Below are 21462 nucleotides of genomic sequence, written 5' to 3'. Positions count from 1 at the left end.
GATTTTTCTCATATTTATACAACTACCTCAAGCAGGTTTACCTTATTGTGGTTAATTGGCGATCGCGCTAAATAAAAAAGCCCAACAGATGTGGGCTTTGGAGTCTTTATTCAGGCAAATAGCTTATTTGCTTTTCTTGATATGTTTGATGAGACGCTTACGCTTACGCATCTGGTTCGGCGTCAGGGTATTACGTTTATTAGCAAACGGGTTTTCCCCTTCTTTGAACTGAATACGAATCGGCGTACCCATCACTTCCAGCGATTTGCGGAAGTAGTTCATCAGGTAGCGCTTGTAAGAATCCGGCAGATCTTTCACCTGGTTACCATGGATAACCACGATTGGCGGATTATAGCCACCGGCGTGAGCATATTTCAGCTTCACGCGACGGCCTCGCACCAGCGGCGGCTGGTGATCTTCGGCAGCCATGGTCATGATGCGAGTCAGCATGGCGGTACCCACGCGACGGGTTGCGCTGTCGTAGGCTTCACGTACGGATTCAAACAGATTACCTACGCCGCTGCCGTGCAGTGCGGAGATAAAGTGCACGCGGGCGAAGTCGATAAAGCCCAGACGGAAGTCCAGGGTCTCTTTCACTTGCTCTTTTACTTCCTGACTCAGGCCGTCCCATTTATTGACGACAATCACCAGCGAGCGGCCGCTGTTGAGGATAAAGCCCAGCAGAGACAGGTCCTGATCGGAAATACCTTCCCGTGCATCAATCACCAGCAGCACGACGTTAGCATCTTCAATAGCCTGTAGCGTTTTAATCACCGAGAACTTCTCTACGACATCGGTAATTTTTCCGCGCTTACGTACGCCCGCGGTATCAATCAGCACATATTCACGCTCATCGCGCTGCATCGGGATATAGATACTGTCGCGAGTGGTACCGGGCATATCGTAGACCACCACGCGGTCTTCACCCAGAATACGGTTGGTGAGCGTTGACTTACCGACGTTCGGACGTCCTACAATCGCCAGCTTGATTGGCAGATCCTGCGGGTTAAAGTCATCTTCCGGCTCTTCAACTTCTTCGCCATTCTGCTCGGCTTCAAACTGCGCCCAGTATGCCGCGTCTTCGTCAACTTCTTCCGGCGGGTTCACTTCGTCAACCCACGGAAGCAGCACGTGCTCCAGCAGGCTGGTAACGCCACGACCGTGCGAAGCGGCAATCGGGTAAATCTCACCCAAACCCAACGACCAGAAATCAGCAACTGCCTGATCGGCATCGATACCGTCAGTTTTGTTCGCCACCAGGAAGGTCGGTTTTTCGCGAGAGCGCAGATGCTTGGCGATTGCTGAATCCGCAGGCATCAAGCCCGCGCGCGCATCGACCATAAACAGCACCACGTCCGCTTCTTCAATCGCCAGCAGCGACTGTTCCGCCATCCGCGTTTCTACGCCATCTTCGGTACCGTCGATCCCGCCTGTATCAATACAGATAAATTCACGACCTTCTACTTCAGCACGACCGTACTTACGGTCACGAGTCAGCCCCGGAAAATCCGCGACCAACGCATCACGAGTGCGCGTTAAACGGTTGAAAAGCGTGGATTTTCCAACATTAGGGCGCCCGACAAGCGCGACCACAGGTATCATGTTAAATGCCTCTTACAAAAATCGATACAACGTCGCTTTTCACGACGTTTCTAAAAAAGTCAAAACGGCCCCTGTCTGCCAGGGGCCGTTTCTCAAAAACAAACTACCGCTGTACTTAACGCGTAACTGCGTACAGCGTGCCGTCTTTGGCCTGAATCAGCAGTTTACCGTCAGCAACTACCGGGTCGGTCAGGAAGCCGGAGCTATCCATTTTCTGCTGGGCCACAAAGTGGCCATCTTCCGGGTTGAGCCAGTGCATATAGCCTTCGCTATCGCCAACGACCAGGTTTCCATTATACAACACTGGCGCAGTTAACAGGCGATGCAGTAGATCGCTTTGCGTCCACAGCGTCACGCCACCGTCAGTGGTCAGCGCCAGCACACGGTCATTCTGGTCAACCAGGTAAATACGGTTGCCGTCAACAATGAAATCGTTCACTGAACCCAGCTCGCGTTTCCACATAATCTGGCCGCTACGCAGATCCAGCGCCGTCAGGTTGCCGTTATAGGCCAGCGCATAAATTACGCCGTTAACGATAACCGGAGTTGTATCGACGTCGTTAAGGCGGTCGATTTCAGTCGGGCCGGTCGCGGTAGAGATACGCTGCTGCCAAATCATCTGGCCCTGCTGCATTAGCACCGCGCTTACGCGACCGTTGTCACCACCAACAACGGCAGCACCGTAGGCGGTAGCGGGAGCGGATTCACCACGCAGGGAAAGCGCTGGCATATCAAGGTTGACGGTCCATTTTACTGCACCATCAGCCTCGTTCAGAGCCTGCAACTGACCGTTGGTCGTATGAATCAGAACCATGCCGTCGCTCACCACCGGACGAGAAATGGCTTCACCCGCCACGCTCGCTTCCCACGCGACGGTGCCATCGCTGGTATTCAGCGCAAAGACTTTGGCTTTTTCACTACCGATATAAACATGACCGCCGGAAACGGTCACGCCGCCGGAAAGCAGTGCAGGCGCGCGGGAGAACCAGCCGTCTTTCTCTGCCAGGTTAACCGACCATACTTCTTTACCGTCACCTGAATTCAGAGCTTTAACAGTGCCTTTCCGATCGGCGGCATAGACAACGCCATCGGCAAACGCCGGGTGAAGATTAGAGTAAAATTCGCCGATACCGCCGCCAACTGAGGTGCTCCAGGACGTGGACGGCGTAAACTGGTTTTCCACCGTCGGCAATGGTGACATTTTCACCACATCTTCTTCGCTATTAAACAGCGAACAACCGCTCAATAAAGTAACGGAAAGCAGCCCTGGCAAAAGTAATTTACGCAATTGCATCGAGTCCCTCTCAGATGGACAAATTATTTATTTTCATACGCATCATTTCGCTGAGCGCCGGTGAAGCATCACTTTTCTCGCCCGCTTCCCAGGCCGCTTTAGCCCCTTGCTTATCGCCTTTACTCAGCAGGATCTCACCGCGCAAATCAGCAACAATTGAGGTCCAACCTTCGCCTTTAACGGCATCAAGGGTTTTTAACGCGGCATCAGGCTGTTTCAGCTGCAGCTGAACGCGAGCAAGACGCATATTGATAACCGATTTCAGATTATCATCAGAAGCGGCTGTCAGCCCCTGCTGAAGCTGCTTTTCAGCGTTCTGCAGGTCGTTCTTATCGACAAACTGCTGCGCCAGCTCAAGAGACGCAAACGCACCGTAGGTGTTTTTACTGTCAGCGGCAAATTTCTGCGCCGCGTTCAGTGCTTCTGGCTTATCCGATTTAAGCGCGGAAATCGCATTCTCATAGGCCAGAGACGAACCTCTGGCAGTGTCTAACTGATGGGATGTCCAGTAGCGCCAGCCAACCAGTGCGCCAACGCCCAAAACCACTCCGACGGCCAACGCTTTGCCATTTTCGGCAAAGAAACGCTTCAGCGCATCGACCTGATCGTTTTCGTTATCGTAAGTTTCCACGCAGTCCTTCTCCTGACTAATGATTCCCGGGAGATTAACCCAGAAGTGTGCGCAAATGCGCGGCAACGCTATCCTGCGTTACGGTAGTTTGCTCACCTGAGCGTAAATCTTTCACTACCACGTTTCCGTCAGCGACTTCTGACTCACCCACCACCAGAGCAATACGAGCGCCCCATTTATCCGCACGGGCAAACTGCTTCTTGAAGTTGCCGCCGCCGTGGTTGGTCATCAGCTTAACGCCGGGTAACGCATCACGAACCTGTTCAGCCAGACGCATAGCAGCAATCTGGGTTTCGGTTCCGGAGGCTACCAGGTATATATCGACAACAGGATCTGCTTTAAATTCCGGATTCACTGCCTGGACCAGTAAAACCAGACGTTCCAGCCCCATAGCAAAACCAACACCAGGGGTTGCACGGCCACCAAGTTGCTCAACCAGACCATCATAACGGCCCCCGGCACAAACAGTGCCCTGTGAGCCAAGGCTGGTCGTTACCCACTCAAACACAGTGCGGTTGTAATAGTCGAGACCACGCACCAGGCGCTGGTTCACGGTATAGCTGATACCGGCGGCATCCAGCAGAGCGCACAACCCGGCGAAGTGCTCTTTAGACTCTTCGTCAAGATAGTCACCAAGCGCTGGCGCGTCGTTCAGCAGCGCCTGTACGTCCGGGTTTTTGGAATCCAGTACGCGCAGCGGGTTGGTGTACATGCGGCGTTTACAGTCTTCATCAAGCTTATCTTTAAACTGCTCAAGGTAAGCCACCAGCGCATCGCGATAGTTGGCGCGCGCCTCCAGCGAACCGATGGAGTTCAGCTCCAGCGCAACATGGCTGGAGATACCCAGCTCACGCCACCAGCGAGCGGTCAGCATAATCAGTTCGGCATCAATATCAGGCCCCTGCAGGCCGAACGCTTCCGCGCCAATCTGGTGGAACTGGCGATAGCGCCCTTTTTGCGGACGCTCATGGCGGAACATCGGCCCGATGTACCACAGGCGCTGTTCTTGATTGTACAGGAGACCATGCTCGATACCGGCGCGTACGCAGCCAGCCGTGCCTTCCGGACGCAGCGTCAGGCTATCACCATTACGGTCCTCAAAGGTGTACATCTCTTTTTCAACCACGTCGGTGACTTCACCGATCGCGCGTTTGAATAACGGGGTCTGCTCTACAATCGGCATACGGATTTCGCTGTAACCGTAGCTACCGAGCACCTGCTTCAGTGTGCCTTCAATGCGCTGCCAGAGAGCGGTTTCGCCCGGCAGATAATCGTTCATGCCGCGGATGGCTTGAATGTTCTTTGCCACGTTTATTCTCTTTATATATACAAAAATGAACCCCGGCGCCTCGCGCCCGCAGGTTCAATCATACACGGGAAGCGTATCGCTTCCCAACACGTTATTTTGCTTCAACCTGTTGAATATCGATACGACGTGCTTCATCAAGCATCGATGCTTTGGCACGGATACGCGCTTCCAACTGATCGATCATATCGTCGTTATCCAGCCTGTCTTTACGTACGCCATCTTCGTACAGGCCACTTTTCTTATTGCCACCGGTTACGCCGAGCGTAGATACCAGCGCCTCACCAGGACCGTTTACCACGCAGCCAATGATCGAAATATCCATCGGCGTAATGATATCTTCCAGACGCTGCTCCAGCGCATTAACAGTGCCGATAACGTCAAACTCCTGACGCGAGCAGGTTGGGCAAGCAATGAAGTTAATGCCGCGCGCGCGAATACGCAGAGATTTCAGAATGTCGAATCCGACTTTGATCTCTTCAACCGGATCTGCTGCCAGCGAAACGCGCAGGGTGTCGCCAATGCCTTCATTAAGCAGCAAACCGAGGCCAATAGCTGATTTCACCGCACCGCTGCGGGCGCCACCGGCTTCGGTGATCCCCAGGTGCAGGGGCTGATCGATCTGCTTCGCCAGCAGACGGTAGGATTCAACCGCCAGGAATACATCGGAAGCTTTTACGCTGACTTTGAACTGTTCAAAGTTCAGGCGATCGAGATGATCGACATGACGCATGGCAGATTCCAGCAGCGCCTGTGGCGTCGGTTCACCATATTTTTCCTGGAGATCTTTCTCCAGAGAACCGGCGTTCACCCCGATACGAATGGGAATATTTTTATCGCGAGCGCAATCTACGACCATGCGTATACGCTCTTCATTACCGATATTACCTGGGTTAATACGCAGGCAATCGACGCCGTATTCCGCAACCTTCAGCGCAATACGGTAATCAAAGTGGATATCGGCAACCAGCGGGACATTAACCTGCTGTTTGATAAGTTTGAATGCTTCAGCCGCGTCCATTGTCGGCACGGAAACGCGGACAATGTCTGCGCCAACGCGTTCTAACGCTTTAATTTGATTGACTGTCGCCGCCACGTCAGTGGTGCGAGTGTTGGTCATCGACTGTACGGCGATAGGTGCACCATCGCCAATCGGCACATTCCCAACGTAAATTCGTTTAGATTTTCTACGTTGAATCGGAGCCTGGTTATGCATGAAAAATCTCCCGCGTTACCCGTCTATTACTGCGCCGGTGATTGTTCGGCATTAAGGGTCAGACGCGCAACCTGGTTAGTTCTGATAAAACGACTCAAATCGACGGGTTTACCCAGATACTGAATCTGTACAGCTGCCGGTGCGCCAATTTTCAGCTTATAAGGTGCCTGACCGCTCAGATTCAGGTTGCCACCTTTACGTTGCAAACCGCTGAACAACTTTTTACCGGTGGCATCGCTCACTTCCAGCCAGCAATCAGCGGAGAAGTTCAGCACCAGATCCTGAGCTGAAGCCGCCGTAGCGGCCACGTTTGCCTGATCGGTGGGTAGTGGAGAGGTTGGATTCACCGCTGCAGGCGCTGGAGTTGCCGCAGTGTCGACATTTGCCTGAGAAGGCGCAACAACGGCGTTGTTATCTACCGGGGCCGGAGCCGGGGTTGACACCGCTGGCGCAGTAGAAGTATCTACCGGCGCGCTGTTAGCAACAGCGTCCGGTGCAGAGTTCGCCGAATCATTATCCAGAGGAATATTTTGGCTATTATTATCGCCAGAATTCAGTTCAGCGGTGGATTGATCGGCCATGGTGGAGATCTCGTCCTGCTGCGCTTTGTGGTCTTGCCACCACCAGGCGCCGCTGAGGCCGATCACCACAAACAGGACCAGCCAGGTAAAGCTCATCAGCCAGCCATCACGCTTTTTACGACGTTTGCCCAGCGAGAAACTCTGCATTGGCGCAACTTTTGCCGCGCGAATGGGAGCCTGTTTCGCCATCATTGGCAGCAGTTCTTCTTCAGGAATGTGCACAAGGCGGGCATAAGAACGGATATAGCCGCGCAGGAAGGTTGAAGCAAGATCGGCTGGGGCCTTATCGTCTTCAATATCACGAACCGTGGAAACCTTCAGGCATAAGCGCTCAGCCACCGCTTGCTGGCTGAGTCCGAGTTGTTCGCGGGCCGTACGCAGACGCGCGCCCGTGGTGTTTGCTTCTTGATGGTCTTGAGTGGCTTCAGTATTCATTCGCTACAACTACTGGTACGTGAAATTTAAAGTTCAGCGCCGGTAACCCCGCGCCGCGAGACATCTGCTCAACGTCAGACAAACAGTATAAGGCCGTATGACGTACTATCACAGAGACTTATCAATATTGAATGCTAAGCGGTTGTTGTACCGCTACATACTGCCTCAAAGTCGACAAAAACGCACCGTAATTATTAACCAAACCAGTGTATTTCGCCCGGCTATTCAACATAAATATGCAACGCACAACCCGGGTTGCGCGTTGCATCATTTATCAGATTGCCTTAACGTCGATCGCTTCACCCTGCATACGCTTACGCAGCGTGCGCTTGGTGCGGTCGATTACATCACCCGCCAGCTGGCCGCAGGCGGCATCAATGTCATCGCCACGGGTTTTACGCACAATCGTGGTAAAACCGTACTCCATCAACACTTTGGAGAAACGGTCGATACGGCTGTTGGAGCTACGGCCATACGGCGCGCCCGGGAAGGGGTTCCATGGGATCAGGTTGATCTTACACGGCGTATCTTTCAAAAGTTCGGCCAGCTCATGCGCATGCTCGGTACCGTCATTGACGTGATCCAGCATAACGTATTCGATAGTCACGCGACCCTGGTTGGCGTTGGACTTCGAAATGTAGCCACGCACCGAGTTCAGGAAGGTCTCGATATTGTATTTCTTGTTGATCGGCACGATTTCGTCACGAATGGTGTCATTCGGTGCATGCAGAGAGATCGCCAGCGCAACGTCAATCATATCGCCAAGCTTATCCAGCGCAGGTACCACACCTGAAGTCGACAGAGTCACGCGACGTTTGGACAGGCCAAAGCCGAAGTCGTCGAGCATGATTTCCATCGCCGGAACCACGTTGGTCAGGTTCAGCAGCGGTTCACCCATCCCCATCATTACCACGTTGGTGATCGGACGTACGCCCGTTGCCTTCACCGCGCCGACAATTTTCGCAGCACGCCAGACCTGGCCGATAATTTCCGATACCCGCAGATTACGGTTAAAGCCCTGCTGCGCCGTGGAGCAGAATTTACACTCCAGCGCGCAGCCAACCTGGGAAGAAACGCACAGGGTCGCGCGATCGTCTTCCGGGATATACACAGTCTCAACGCGCTGATCGCCAACGGCAATCGCCCATTTGATAGTGCCATCGCTGGAGCGCTGCTCTTCAACAACTTCGGGTGCGCGGATCTCCGCGATTTCCTTCAGTTTGCCGCGCAGGACTTTGTTGATGTCGGTCATCTCATCAAAGTTATCGCAGCAATAGTGATACATCCATTTCATCACCTGATCGGCGCGGAAAGGCTTTTCGCCCATATCTTTGAAAAACTCGCGCATCTGCTGACGGTTCAGATCCAGCAGGTTGATTTTGGCATCTTTATTCGGCACCGTCAGAGCGGCGCTATCAGGTGTGACTATTTGTTCAGACATAATTGATCCCGGCCTCGTTATTACACGTTATGGCCCCTGGAGGGTTGAAAAAGAAACGCCCCGGGAGCAACTGCTCGTCCGGGGAGCTGTATTCTACAAAGTCTGGCGCATCAATACCACGCTTGCACGCAGTCAATGATAAAAAAATCGTAACCACATACTTAATCCTCTATGGCTCTTCGATTGTCGCAAGGCGGCAAGCAAGTTAAGCCCCGGGAGCATAGATAACTATGTGACCGGGGTGAACGCGCGCAGCCAACACCGCGACGGTCGAAAAGACGACGAGGATTAGCGGGTGCGTGGGCAAACCTCGCCTTCCGCAAAGAAGAACGCGATCTCGCGCGCAGCAGATTCAACAGAATCGGAACCATGGGTACCGTTCTCGGTGAAGCTATCAGCGTAGTCAGCGCGCAGAGTACCTGCCAGCGCGTTCGCCGGGTTGGTTGCGCCCAGCAGGTCACGGTGACGCTGAACCGCATTTTCGCCTTCCAGCACGGAAACGACGATCGGGCCGGAAGTCATAAATTCAACCAGGCCGTCGAAGAATGGGCGGCCTTCGTGCTCAGCATAAAAACCGCGAGCCTGCTCAACGGTCAGGTGCAGCATTTTGGTGCCGACAATTTTGAACCCTGCAGCTTCAAAGCGAGAAAAGATGCCGCCAATAACGTTTTTTGCCACCGCGTTTGGTTTGATGATGGAAAAAGTACGTTCAATAGCCATGATAACCTCTTATATGTGTTGTTCTGTTTTGCAGATGAGCAGATAAATACGGCGCGAATTATAATCATCATCTACAGCGGTTGCCTATGTGTTTAGGTAACATTTTTTTAAAAAAAAGCGACCTTAAACAACAAATCCGACCAATCTATGACAGCTCCGCTTATTGTACGGTGAAATTCGCGGCAACAATTTGCCCGGCCTCATCCATCACTACCAGTTGATAATTTTCGACGCGTTCCAGGCTGAGGGTCGTGCTGGCCCCTTCCACCGCCAGCGGTTCGCCGTTCAGAAACCACCAGCGCCGCCCTTCCCCGCCGGTCGTTTGCAGCGGTAGCATAACCTTCTGCTCACCGGGCAGACGTTTAATCACCGATCCCTCGCGAATGCCGGATAGCACCAGCGGCGCGGGGTCCGCGGTTTGTACTGGCGGACAATCAGCCGATACTGCAGGCAGCCTGGCGCGACGCCGTTCGCCAACGGGGAGCCAGGGTTCGAGCGGCAGCGGCCAGACGTCGATATTTTTTTCCACCGCGCCGGAGCAATCTGCCGCCACCCGCAGCCCTTTGTCATTCAACCATACCGGGAAACGAATGCCGCGAATCCCTTCCTGACCGGGCAGCAGCAGCGTCGGCGGTTGGCTCTCATCCAGCAGCCAGGTTGCCAACCGTCGGCGACAGTTCGCATCTCCTGATGCTAAATGCTGCCCGCCGGGCCAGCAAATGTTCCCGGCGCTGACCGACGATGGACGCGGGTCGGTCGGCAATCCGCCGCGACCCATCGCTGGTCGCGCCAGCAGCATATTATTCACCTGATTAAGCAACGGCACCGCGCTGGCGAAACCAAACTGCCCGACCACCGGCGTGCCATCGGGCCGCCCGGTCCAGATGCCGATCAGATAGCGGGCATTAACGCCGATCGCCCAGGCATCGCGATATCCGTAGCTGGTGCCTGTTTTCCACGCCAGCGGTACCACCCGCACCAGCGATGCATCAGGAACCGGCTGCGCTTCACCAGCAAGAATACGCCGCACAATCCAGGCTGAACCCGGCGACAGTAGCGGTCTTTCCACTAGCGGAGCGTTCGGTGTGATGCGTAAGCGCGCGGCCTTGCCGTGACGGGCAAATGCGCTATACGCCGCCACGATATCCTCCAGCCTCGCCCCTGCGCCGCCGAGGATCAGCGACAGATTCGGCTCCGCGCCCGTTGGCAGCATCAGCGGCAGACCAGCGTTGCGCAGGTTAGCAGCAAACCGCTTCGGCCCGTAGGCCTCCAGTACCTGCACCGCCGGAAGGTTCAGCGAACGAACCAGCGCTTCGCTAGCGCTCACCGGCCCATGAAAACCGCTGTCGAAGTTGCCCGGCCGGTAATCGCTAAAGCGTCGCGGGACGTCCTGCAATAAAGACGCCGGATGAATCAGCCCCTCATCCAGCGCCATACCATAGACAAACGGTTTCAGCACCGAACCGGGGGAGCGGACCGCCGACACCATATCAATATGACCAAAACGGCTATCATCGCTAATATCCGCCGAACCTACCCAGCCGCGCACCTTCATATTGGTATGGTCAACCACCACCATTGCCAGCGAGCTGCGCGGCGGCAGGCGCGATTTCCAGTTTAACGCCAGATCTTCCAGCTGCCGCTGTAGCCCGGCATCCAGCGTCGTCACCACCTTATCTTCACGGCTGCCCGCCAGCGCGCGGCGGGAAAAAAGCGGCGCCAGCTGCGGCATCTGACGCGGGAATAGCCATACCGGCTCTTCGATAGCTTCACGTACCGGTTTTTCCGGCCACACGCCCTGGCTCTGCATCCGCAGCAGCACTTTATCGCGCGCCGCTTGTGCCCGCTCGGGCCAGCGGTCCGGGCGCAATCGGCTCGGCGCCTGCGGCAGTACCGCCAGCAGCGCCGCTTCGCCGTAGCTTAGCTGAGCTGGAGGTTTCCCAAGGTAAGCCCAACTGGCCGCACCGATCCCCTGCAGCGTGCCGCCGAACGGCGCCCGGTTGAGATAGAGCGTAAGGATCTCGCTTTTTGACAGATGCCACTCCAGCTGCAGCGCCCGCCATAGCTGACGCAGCTTGCCGCCGAAGGTGCGAGGATGAGGATCGAGAAGGCGCGCCACCTGCATGGTCAGCGAGCTCCCCCCGGAGATCACCCGCCCGGAGGTCAGATCCTGCCAGGCGGCACGCGCGATCGAGAACGGATTAACGCCAGGATGATCCCAGAACCAGCGATCTTCATACTGGATCAGCGCCTGCAAATAGCGCGGTGAGACGTCACCGAGCGTCACCGGATAGCGCCAGACACCCTGCGCATCGGCAAAGCGCCACAACGGCGTCCCGTCTTCCGCAACCACAACCCTTGCGGGCGTAACCTCATGTAGCGGCAGCGGCCATAGCCTGTCAGCCGCCAGCACCGCAAGCCACAGAAGAAAAAAGAACGCCGCCAGCCAGCGCCAGCGGCGTTTTATCGCGGTAAAACACTTCATTTATGGAGTAACAATCAACGGACCACTGGCCGCGCCGGTTGCCCGCCACTGCGGCACATACATCGATTCCACCTGCGGCTGCGGAACCTGATAAGTCCCCGGCGTCACCGCCCGCGCCAGATAAACCAGGGTCACCGGCTGTCCTTCGTTGATAGCCACCGCAGCGACAAAACGATCGTCGCGAAATTCAATGTGCTGGATATCCGCCTGCTGCATCTGGTTGAGCAGATTCTGCACCACCTCGCCATTCTCCTGCAGGCTAGCGCTGCTGTTGGCCAGATTCTGGTTTTCCAGCTCCAGCCCTGCCGGAAGTAAATCGACCACCAGCGCGTCCGGTACGTTGCGTTTGGCTGTGACTTCCAGCTTCACCAGTACCAGCTCACCGCTGCGCAGTGAAGAGAGCGATTTCTGCTGACCCTGAGTATCGAAAATTTGCCGTTCAATACCCAGCACGTTACCGCCAGGCTGTGGAGCGCTCTGCGGATACCCGCTGCTGTCGAGACGTAGCCACAGCGGCTGTTGACCGGTGTTGGTCACCTCCAGCGTCGCCAACTGGTCGCCGGTCAGGTTGCGAGTTTGCGCTTTGTCGCCGGAGAGCGGTTCGGACTGCAGCGAGGTTTGCACCTGCCAGTTGCTGGGAACGTCCTGCAACGAGCGCCCGGCAAGGAATAGCGCGTTGGTCTCCTGCGTTGAGAGCCAGCGCTGACCATAAGCCTCTTCAGCCAGGTTACTTAGTAGTCTGTTTTGCGCCTCTGGCAGCAGCTTGTTCTCTTCCAGTAACGCCAGTTTCAGCGCATCGTCGCGCAGCTCGCTACCGTAGTCGCCGAGCCAGCGATTTGCATCCTGACGCGGCGTAGACATTGCCAGCTTCAGAGCTTCGTCACCGCGAGGCGCATCTCCCATCGCTTTCAGCGCAACGCCTAACTGCAACAACGGCAGACCAGAACGCGCCTGCTCGTGGCGATTCCAGATTTCGCGCAGCGCGCCGAGCGGTGCTTTTTGCTGCCGCGCCAGCACCAACGCAGCATAGGCCTGAGCAGCAAAGCGGCTGGCCTGGGCATCATCGCTATAGCGAACGGTCATCAGACCCTGTTCCTGTAAATACCGCAGCAGGCGCTGGTTGCCGTTGTTAATAGCATTCGTCGGCACGCTATAGCCCTGCTCTCCCGCTCGCACGAGGAAGTCCATCGCGTAAGCGGTCAGCCAGTACTCTTCCGGTCCTTGTTTATCCCACAGGGCGAAACCGCCATCATCGCGCTGCATTTGCAGCAGGCGCGAAATGCCGATATCCACCGCCGCGCGCCGTTTTTCATCACTGTCTCCGCTGATCCCCAACGCTTTTAGCTGAACGGCGTTGGTATAGAGCGACGGGAACAGTCCGCTGGTGGTTTGTTCCAGACAACCGTAAGGGTAAGCTTTGAGATCGCGAATATAGCGCGCCAGATTCAGCGGCGGCTTACCACTGAATACCAGTTGCCCTTGCAGCGTGGCGGGCGAGAAGCCCTGACTTTGCCCAGCCGGAGCCTGCCAGCCTTCGCCCGGCTGCAGAACCGCGCCGGAATTCACGGTTTGTGCCGGAAACGCCGGACGCACGCCCAGCGTCCACTGTTTTTGCATCGGGGTGAAGGTTTCACCAGGCAGGTTCAGACCGCTGATAGTGGCGTTAACATGGCCGTCACCAAAGCCTTCATGGGCGCGAACGGGAACAAACAGAGTGCTGCGCGCGCCGGGCGCCAGCTGTACCGGCGGTATTTCCCCGCCTTCAAGCTGCAGCAGGCCGCTGGCGTTCAGCGCAACGTTGAGCGTTTGCGGCTTATCGGTCAGGTTGCTGAGATCCAGCGCCAGGCGTGTCGTATCTCCGCTGGCGAGGAAGCGCGGCATGTTCAGCTCGGCAATGACCGGCGCTGCAACGATCACTTTATCTTCACTACTGCCAAAATCATCAGCGCTCCACGCCTGGGCCATCACCCGCAGTTCGCCGTTAAAATCGCCAATCGGTAACGTTACCGTGCCTTCGCCTTTCTCATCCAGCACCACCGGCTGCGCCTGCTGGGCGACAATGGTTACGTGATTAACCGGCGGTTTGCCGCCGCGCTTGAGTTCGTCGCCATCGCCGCCGAAACGCAGGCTAGCGAGTCTCCCCTGCCCTTCAATGACCTGACCGTAGATATCGTAAATATCCGCGCCGTAGCGCTTCTGACCGAAGAAAGCGTTCCACGGATCCGGCGTCGCATAGTCGGTAATATTCAATACGCCGCTATCGACGGCGGAGAGCAGAACGTTGACCTGCTTCGGCGTCTCGCCTTCTTTGACGCTGGCTTTCACTTTCACCGTCAGCGGTTGGTTCGGACGCATTTTATCCGGCGCTTCCAGCGCCAGATTCAGACGGCGGTTTTCATCACCAAGCGGCAGATGCAGCAACCCCACAGCCCGTTTTGGCGTCGCGGAGCGTGATTTATCCCCCGGACGAATCACCAGGGTGCTGAGATACAGGTCGTGGCGATTCCAGGCTTTATCCACCGGAATCGACAAATCCATACCTTCCGCCGGAACATCAATTTCCTGCCACCAAAGCGGCCCCTCACTTGATTCCACCAGCGCATAGCCTTTACCGGCTGCCGGAGCGGCAATGTGCAGCTTGATAGTGTCACCCGGTTTATAGGCTGGTTTATCCAGCTTCATGGTAACGCGGTCCGGACGCGCGGCCCCCTGACCATCGCTGTTATCCTGCCAACTGTATCCGGCCCAGAAACGCACGCTGCTGACAACATCGTCCGGCCCTTTGACCTCCAGTCGATAAGAGCCCCACTCAACCGGGAAGCTGACTTTTGCCGTTTGCCCGGCAGTAAGATCCAGCGACTCCTCTCCTTCCTGAAGATCTTTTTGATCGAACTGCGACTGCCAACCTTCACTATCGGACCAGTTCCAGTAGTAATCGCGGCGTTCGCGAATCAACCGCACCTGTAGACCAGAAACCGCCCTCTTCTCGCCTTTGGCGTCGGCATAGACAATCTCAAACGCCGCGTTGCCGTTTTCATCCACCACCGGCTGTTTGATGGTGCTGTCAGTGCGATAGTCGTATATCTCTTTCAGGGCAAATTCCGGACGAATGCCCGGCAGCGCCTCGGCAGGCCAGATTGGCTGCCTGACGGTGCGCGTAACCGGGCGACCACCGGATTCCAGCAGGCTGGCCTGCAAAATTACCTGCAGCGGCGAGTGGCTCTCCTGCCACTGGCTGGCGGTGGTCACTTGCGCATGACCTTGCTCATCGAGCGTGGCCTGTACTTCATCCAGGCTGCGGGAAAGGTTCTCTTCGGCAATATCGCCAAACTGGAAGCCCGGCAGCGCTTGCACCGCATCGCGCAGCGGGCGAAGGAACAGCTTGCCCTGTAACTGGTTGCCGCTGGCCGGCGCGCCGTACAGATAAGCGCCGGTCACGGCAAAACTGACATCAGTAGCGGGCGCAATCGGCGCATTTTGCGGCGTCAGGTTCAGCGCCATGCGCTCGGGCATAAAATCTTCAACGTGGAAATCCCACTCGCGCGGCTGGTTGTCGCCAGTGCTGGCGCGGATATGCCACATCCCGGTTGCCGCGCCGCTATCGAGCGAATACGTAAACTGGTACAGACCGTTAACTGGCTTGCTTACCGTCGAACGAATCACCTGGCCGTCCGGCTGCACCACTTCCAGCTTCACCGGCTGCTCGGCCAGCGGTTTGCCGTCGCTATCGCGCAGTAACGCGTTGAGAACCACCGTTTCGCCCGGTCGATAGAGATCGCGCGGGCCGAACATAAACAGTTGCTTAGTGAAGCCCGGCGCACCGGCAATCGAAAACTCCGCCAGATCCAGCGCCGGGAGTTTGAGGTCGAGCAGTGTGGTTTGCCCGTCCTTGCGCGCCAGCAGCAGCGCCGCGTCTTTATCAGTTTGCAGCGTGACGTGTCCCTGAGCATCGCTCTTCGCTTGCGCCAGAGTCTGCCCTTTGGCATTCAGCAGTTGAACGTCAATGTCGGACTGCGCAGTACCGTTTTCGAGGCTCTGGGTAAAGACATCCAGCCGGTTGTGGTAACGGTGTGCGGATACGCCGATATCACTAAGGGTGAACAGCGTCGCGGCGTTGCTGTAGTTATAGTGGCCCGCCTGATTCATCACCGCAATATAGACGCCCGGCTCTTGCAGAGGCTTGATATCCGCCAGCGGCAGCAGTAATTTTTCGCGCGTATTGCGCGCCGGGTTAAGGTCGAAACGGCCGGTATAGACCAAATCGGCCATCTTCAGCAGCTCATCCGACTCCCAGTTGCTCAGCGAATTACGGTATTCCCACTGGCTGACAAAAGCGGAGAGTGATTCCGGTTTGATGCGGAAAAAGTTCACATCGACGTTATCGACATTCAGCGCCATCACCGGTAGTCCGGCAACGACTTTCCCCGGCAGTAGCGAGCCACGGCTGGCAAAACCAATGCTTGGGGCAATATCGCGGGTGGTAATGGTTTTTTCGAAGCTGCTGTCAAAAGTCGCTTTATTCAGCGCCGCCAGGGTTGGGTCCACCGAAACAATCAGCTCACGTTTTGGCTCCAGATGGCGCAACCGTAGCTCTTTAAGATTTGGCGCCAGCTCCCAGGCACCGTCGACTTTGCCGCTCTTTTTGTCGACCAGATGTACGCTGCGGGAGAAATCCTGATCCGGCTGTAAAGGGACAGAAAAAGTCAGCACCAGCGTCGCCGCGCCTTCGAGCTGCACTTCCGAGGCATCCAGCAGCGTTAGCGCTTTGCCTTGGCTTTTTTCCGCCAGCGCCGCCAACTGGGCACTGTCCGGTTTCGCATTGTCTTTATCCGCCGCCGTGGAGGCCGCTGGGGCAGCCGCCTGTGGTTTGCCGCTGTCATCGCAGCCGGTCAACGATAACGCAGTAAGTAGCGCCAGAGATAGCGCCGCCAAACGAAATGGTTTCATCCTTCTAACCCCTCGGCCCGAGGGCCAGATACATTCAGTGAACTCATTATTATGCGTGAACGGCAGAATTACCAATAGCACGCTCGTTAACAATGTCCGGCAAAAGAGACCTCTGAACTGAGCATCAGGATTCATGAATTAGTCAAATAGGCTAACCCAGGATTTTTCTTACTTCCTCTGAAAAAGGAATTTATTGCTGTCTTGTTATTCTGAGTATCTATCCAAAGCAAACCTATATATACCCTAAATAATTCGAGTTGCAGGAAGGCGGCAAGTGCGCGAATCCCCAGGAGCTTACTCGGGTAAGTGACTGGGGTGAATGAACGTGGCCAACGCATATGCAACTTGAAGTATGACGAGTATAAATTGACAAATCTCGCATTTTCAATTAATTGATATATATCAACGCCTCTAAAGCATAAATTATCTCCCTGGCGAAGATATTATCTGCGCGTTCCGCAGTTACCTGACAACACAATATCCACCCGTCCCATAAACATATATGGGATAAATAATATGGAAGTTATTTATGTCACAAATGGTCGCACTGTCGATTATTGTTTTAATTCTTTATATCGGCGACGTTGTTTCTACCCGCACAAAAGCCTGGATCCCTTCGGTATTTGTCTGCGCAGTTTTGTTTCTGATTGGTTACTGGACATTTTTCCCTGCGGATATTATCAGCCGTGCTGGGATAGGCACCCCTGTTGCCATAATGCTGATGTATTTATTAATCACGAATATGGGCACCCTGCTGTCGCTTAAAGAGCTGGCCCAGCAGTGGAAAACCGTGGTTATCTCCCTCGCAGGTATCGCCGGAATAACGGCCGCCGTTTTTGCGGTATGTATGGTGATGTTCGACCGCAACACCGCGCTGGTCACCATTCCTCCGCTGGTCGGCGGTATCGTCTCATCGCTGATTATGTCGCAAGGTGCAAGCAACGCCGGTCTGGTTGATCTATCGGTTTTTGCCATATTGGTTTACGTGATGCAAGGATTCGCCGGATATCCTCTAACCGCCATCATGTTACAACGCGAAGGCAAAACGCTGCTGGCCCGCTACCGCAGCGGTGAGCACCACCATGATGACGTCCCGGACGAGCACGCTATGCTCGCCGTCGGGGAAGAGAAAATGCCGCGCCTGTTCAGTAAAATCCCTGGCAGCTATAACAGCAACTACTTCAAATTCCTGCGCCTGGCGCTGGTCGGCTGTCTGGCCTGGTTTGTTGCCGACCTTGCCAGGCCAATAGTGAACATCAGCCCATTTGTACTGTGTCTGTTTTTTGGCGTGGTATTTACTTCGCTGGGCTTCCTCGAAAAACACACGCTGCATAAGGCCAACGGCTTCGGCTTCGCCATTATGGGATTGATGCTATTTATCTTTGATACGCTGAATAAAGCGACCCCGGAGATGCTGCTGCGCCTGCTTTTCCCGATGGTAGTATTAATCGCCACGGCGGTTATCGGCATGTTTATCGTCTCCTGGCTGGTTGGGAAACTGCTTGGCGTCAGCGGCCCGATGGCATTCGCCATCTCTCTGACCGCGCTGTACGGTTTTCCCGCCGACTATATTATTACCAACGAGGCCATCAACGCCCTCACCCACGATGAAAAAGAGCGCCAGATGTTGACCCACCATATGCTGGGCCCGATGCTGGTGGGCGGGTTCGTCTCCGTCACCATGGTTTCGGTGGTATTGGCTGGAATACTGGTCGGTTACCTGACACCGATCGCTGGTTGAGCGCGTTGAATTTTTAGCAAATTATGGAGCCATTGATGATTAACCCTGCCATTACCGAGATTATCGCCAGAGAAGAACCGGCGATGATCGCTTTTCGTCGCGACCTGCACGCCCATCCTGAGCTGCCGTGGGAGGAGAAGCGCACCACCGATCGCGTCGCCGCTGAACTGGAAGCCATCGGTATTCCATACCGCCGTACCCATCCGACAGGCATTATCGCCGATATCATCGGCGGTCAGCCGGGTAAAACCGTGGCCCTGCGCGCCGATATGGACGCTTTGCCGGTGCTGGAGCTCAACGATCAGCTCGACTACAAATCGCAAACGACGGGAAAAATGCATGCCTGCGGCCATGATTCCCATACCGCTATGCTACTGACCGCTGCCCACGCGTTATATGAAATCCGCGAGCAGCTGGTAGGCAACGTACGTCTGATCTTTCAGCCTGCGGAAGAGATCGCTGAAGGTGCAAAGGCGATGATTAAGCAGGGGGCTATCGACAACGTGGATAACGTTTTTGGGATGCATATCTGGTCGGGTACGCCATCCGGCAAAATATCCTGCAACGTCGGCTCATCCTTTGCCTCGGCGGATTTGCTGAAAGTAACGTTTCGTGGCCGCGGCGGTCACGGCTCGATGCCAGAAGCGTGCGTCGATGCCGCCGTTGTCGCTTCTGCATTTGTGATGAATCTCCAGGCCATCGTGGCGCGTGAAACCTCGCCGCTGGAGTCCGCCGTGGTAACCATCGGCAGAATGGACGTCGGCACGCGCTTTAACGTCATCGCTGAGAACGCCGTTCTTGATGGCACCGTGCGCTGCTTCAGCATTGAAGCGCGTCAACGTCTGGAGGCGGCGATTACCCGCTATGCAGAGCATACCGCCGCAGTCTACGGCGCGACGGCTCAGGTTGACTACTGCTACGGTACGCTGCCGGTGATCAACGAGGAGCGCAGCGCGCTGCTGGCGCAGTCGGTTATCCGCGATGCGTTTGGCGACAAGGTTCTTTTCAACGAAAAGCCGACCACCGGTGGAGAAGATTTCAGTTTTTATATGGAGAATATCCCCGGTGCCTTCGCGCTGCTCGGCTCAGGTAACAAAGAGAAAGGTAGCGATTACGCGCACCATCACGGCTGCTTTAATATCGATGAGCAGGTGATGAAAAGCGGTGCCGAGCTGTACGCACAGTACGCCTGGCGCTACCTGCAGCAAAGCCAGTTTTAACAGGCTACTCCCCCGACGCCGTTCGGGGGAATATCACATTACCACCGCATCCCCTTGAAAATGCCTTGTCGATATCGTTAAAAACAACAACAATCACTCTATTGTTGATGACACGGAGGCACTTATGTCTACCTCGTTTTTTGTCGCTGCCGACTGGCTGGCGGAACATATTGATGACCCGGAAATCCAAATTATCGATGCGCGGATGGCCCCGCCAGGGCAGGACGATCGCGATATCAACGCTGAATATCTGGCAGGCCACGTTCCTGGCGCCGTCTTTTTCGATATCGAAGCCCTTTCCGACCATACCAGCCCGCTGCCGCATATGATGCCGCGCGCGGAGGCATTTGCCGTTGCCATGCGCGAACTTGGGGTGAACAGCGATAAGCATCTGGTGGTGTACGATGAAGGTAATCTCTTCTCCGCACCGCGCGCCTGGTGGATGTTGCGTACTTTCGGTGTCGAAAAAGTGTCGATACTTGCGGGTGGCCTCGAAGGCTGGCGTCGCGATGAGCTACCGCTGGAGCAAGGCCTTCCTGAATTGCCGGAAGGTGATTTTGACGGCCGCTTCGATCCGCTGGTGATCAAACGCCTGACCGATGTATTGTTAGTTAGCCATGAAGGATCGGCACAGATCGTCGATGCTCGCCCGGCGGCACGCTTTAATGGTCTGGTGTCTGAACCGCGTCCAGGTCTGCGTAGCGGGCATATTCCCGGCGCACGAAACGTCCCCTGGACCGAGCTGGTGATTAACGGCGAACTCAAAACCGTTGATGAGCTGAACGAGATTTTCGCTCGTCAGGGCGTTGATTTTGAGCGGCCGATTATTGCCAGCTGCGGATCCGGCGTAACGGCGGCAGTGGTGGTATTAGCGCTCACCACCCTCGGCGTCAACGGCGTTAGCCTATATGACGGCTCATGGAGTGAATGGGGCGCGCGGACGGATTTGCCGATTGAACCGGCGCAGTAGATAGCAGATAGAACAACGGGGGCTTAAGCCCCCGTTGTGTTTAGATAATACGATTTTGCTTAAAGTCACGCAGGAAGCTGCCCCAGCGCTTTTCATAGAACGGCGTGATGTGGGCAATCATAAAGTGGCTGATGCCCTTTTCGCCCTCCACCACCTGGCAGATATCAATTGGTTCGTCGCCGGGAAGCGTATCAGTCGCTACGCTGCCGGTTGCCTGAATGATCTCCTCGACGTCACCTTCCGCTTCAATACCAATCAGCAGGTTAGCTGGCGCATCGGCGCTGTCTTTAATTGAGCATAAAAACGCACGTTTCACCGTTTTCAGCGTTTTGAACAGCGTAGTCAGCGAATCAACCATCTGCGCAGGCGGTTCAGCAACTTCGGACAACAGCAGCGGCGCGCCGCCTTCGAGCACGGTCTGAGTACTGAGCGGGCTTCCCTCTTCGCCCAGCAGGTGGCTAATCTCTCGCGGCGCAAACTCTTTGCCGGTTGGCAGTTTGGCATTGAGATACAGCGTCTCGCCGAGGGTCATAGCGAACAGCGTTCGCACCGGCATCACCACAAAAGACTGCTCGTCTTCCACGGCCTGTTGCAGCGCTTCCAGCGAGGTGAAAAAAGGAATCACCGAGGTGCCGTCATCTTTTTCCCAGTGCTGCAAATCCAGCACGCTGTCTTCGACGACCTGCTCGCCCGGCGCGCCTGCGCCAGGCACCCAGACGGTGGCTTCCAGCAAGGTGCGGAAAAACGCCGGACGATGGCCTGGCTCAGTCGCCGCCTTTTCCAGCAGAGTTTCTAGCTCATTTTTAGTTTCGGACATAGTGGTTCCAGAACGGTAATACCCCCTCACCCAGGGAAAAGAGTAAGGTGAGGGGA

14 protein-coding genes are annotated in these 21462 nt (G+C 55.6%); 3 read left to right on the top strand and 11 right to left on the bottom strand.

Annotated elements, in window-relative coordinates:
• Positions 1 to 123: 123 nt before the first annotated feature.
• The 10 genes from der to DA718_RS07490 form a co-directional block, all read right to left on the bottom strand.
• Positions 124 to 1602 carry a ribosome biogenesis GTPase Der gene (der, locus tag DA718_RS07535; protein WP_112215473.1) on the bottom strand — a complete coding sequence of 493 codons (1479 nt, stop codon included), beginning with the start codon at positions 1600 to 1602 and terminating at the stop codon, positions 124 to 126.
• 115 nt (positions 1603 to 1717) lie between these two features.
• Complete coding sequence (gene bamB, locus DA718_RS07530) at positions 1718 to 2896, bottom strand: outer membrane protein assembly factor BamB (RefSeq protein WP_110272112.1); 1179 nt, start codon at positions 2894 to 2896, stop codon at positions 1718 to 1720.
• A 10-nt stretch (positions 2897 to 2906) separates the two neighbouring features.
• On the bottom strand, positions 2907 to 3527 hold the full coding sequence (locus tag DA718_RS07525; RefSeq protein ID WP_112215472.1) for a YfgM family protein: 621 nt from the start codon (positions 3525 to 3527) through the stop codon (positions 2907 to 2909).
• Positions 3528 to 3561: 34 nt separating this feature from the next.
• On the bottom strand, positions 3562 to 4836 hold the full coding sequence (hisS, locus tag DA718_RS07520) for a histidine--tRNA ligase (RefSeq protein ID WP_112215471.1): 1275 nt from the start codon (positions 4834 to 4836) through the stop codon (positions 3562 to 3564).
• A 91-nt stretch (positions 4837 to 4927) separates the two neighbouring features.
• Positions 4928 to 6049 (bottom strand): flavodoxin-dependent (E)-4-hydroxy-3-methylbut-2-enyl-diphosphate synthase, encoded by a 1122-nt coding sequence (ispG, locus tag DA718_RS07515; RefSeq protein WP_112215470.1) that lies wholly within the window; start codon positions 6047 to 6049, stop codon positions 4928 to 4930.
• Positions 6050 to 6075: 26 nt separating this feature from the next.
• A complete protein-coding gene (gene rodZ / locus DA718_RS07510; RefSeq protein ID WP_112215469.1) occupies positions 6076 to 7065 on the bottom strand; it encodes a cytoskeleton protein RodZ in 990 nt (329 codons plus the stop codon).
• Positions 7066 to 7339: 274 nt separating this feature from the next.
• Positions 7340 to 8506 carry a dual-specificity RNA methyltransferase RlmN gene (rlmN, locus tag DA718_RS07505; RefSeq protein ID WP_112215468.1) on the bottom strand — a complete coding sequence of 389 codons (1167 nt, stop codon included), beginning with the start codon at positions 8504 to 8506 and terminating at the stop codon, positions 7340 to 7342.
• Positions 8507 to 8794: 288 nt separating this feature from the next.
• Entirely contained in the window at positions 8795 to 9226 is a 432-nt protein-coding gene (gene ndk, locus DA718_RS07500; RefSeq protein WP_004114414.1) for a nucleoside-diphosphate kinase, read from the bottom strand.
• A gap of 160 nt (positions 9227 to 9386) precedes the next feature.
• On the bottom strand, positions 9387 to 11711 hold the full coding sequence (gene pbpC / locus DA718_RS07495; protein WP_112215467.1) for a peptidoglycan glycosyltransferase PbpC: 2325 nt from the start codon (positions 11709 to 11711) through the stop codon (positions 9387 to 9389).
• Positions 11712 to 16658 (bottom strand): alpha-2-macroglobulin family protein, encoded by a 4947-nt coding sequence (locus DA718_RS07490; RefSeq protein ID WP_112215466.1) that lies wholly within the window; start codon positions 16656 to 16658, stop codon positions 11712 to 11714.
• Between the two features lie 529 nt (positions 16659 to 17187).
• On the opposite strand from DA718_RS07490, the gene DA718_RS07485 reads away from it, so the two are divergent.
• From DA718_RS07485 to sseA, 3 genes are all read left to right on the top strand, one after another.
• On the top strand, positions 17188 to 18399 hold the full coding sequence (locus DA718_RS07485; protein ID WP_112215465.1) for a hypothetical protein: 1212 nt from the start codon (positions 17188 to 17190) through the stop codon (positions 18397 to 18399).
• A gap of 35 nt (positions 18400 to 18434) precedes the next feature.
• Entirely contained in the window at positions 18435 to 19619 is a 1185-nt protein-coding gene (locus tag DA718_RS07480; protein ID WP_112215464.1) for an amidohydrolase, read from the top strand.
• 124 nt (positions 19620 to 19743) lie between these two features.
• On the top strand, positions 19744 to 20589 hold the full coding sequence (sseA, locus tag DA718_RS07475; protein WP_112215463.1) for a 3-mercaptopyruvate sulfurtransferase: 846 nt from the start codon (positions 19744 to 19746) through the stop codon (positions 20587 to 20589).
• 40 nt (positions 20590 to 20629) lie between these two features.
• Here the strand turns inward: sseA and sseB are convergent, their stop codons facing one another.
• Positions 20630 to 21406 (bottom strand): enhanced serine sensitivity protein SseB, encoded by a 777-nt coding sequence (sseB, locus tag DA718_RS07470; protein WP_112215462.1) that lies wholly within the window; start codon positions 21404 to 21406, stop codon positions 20630 to 20632.
• Positions 21407 to 21462: the final 56 nt, after the last annotated feature.

Source organism: Klebsiella huaxiensis (genome assembly GCF_003261575.2).
GTDB lineage: Bacteria > Pseudomonadota > Gammaproteobacteria > Enterobacterales > Enterobacteriaceae > Klebsiella > Klebsiella huaxiensis.
Note: the sequence above shows the minus strand (reverse complement) of the source record. Positions and strands in the feature narration are given on the sequence as shown.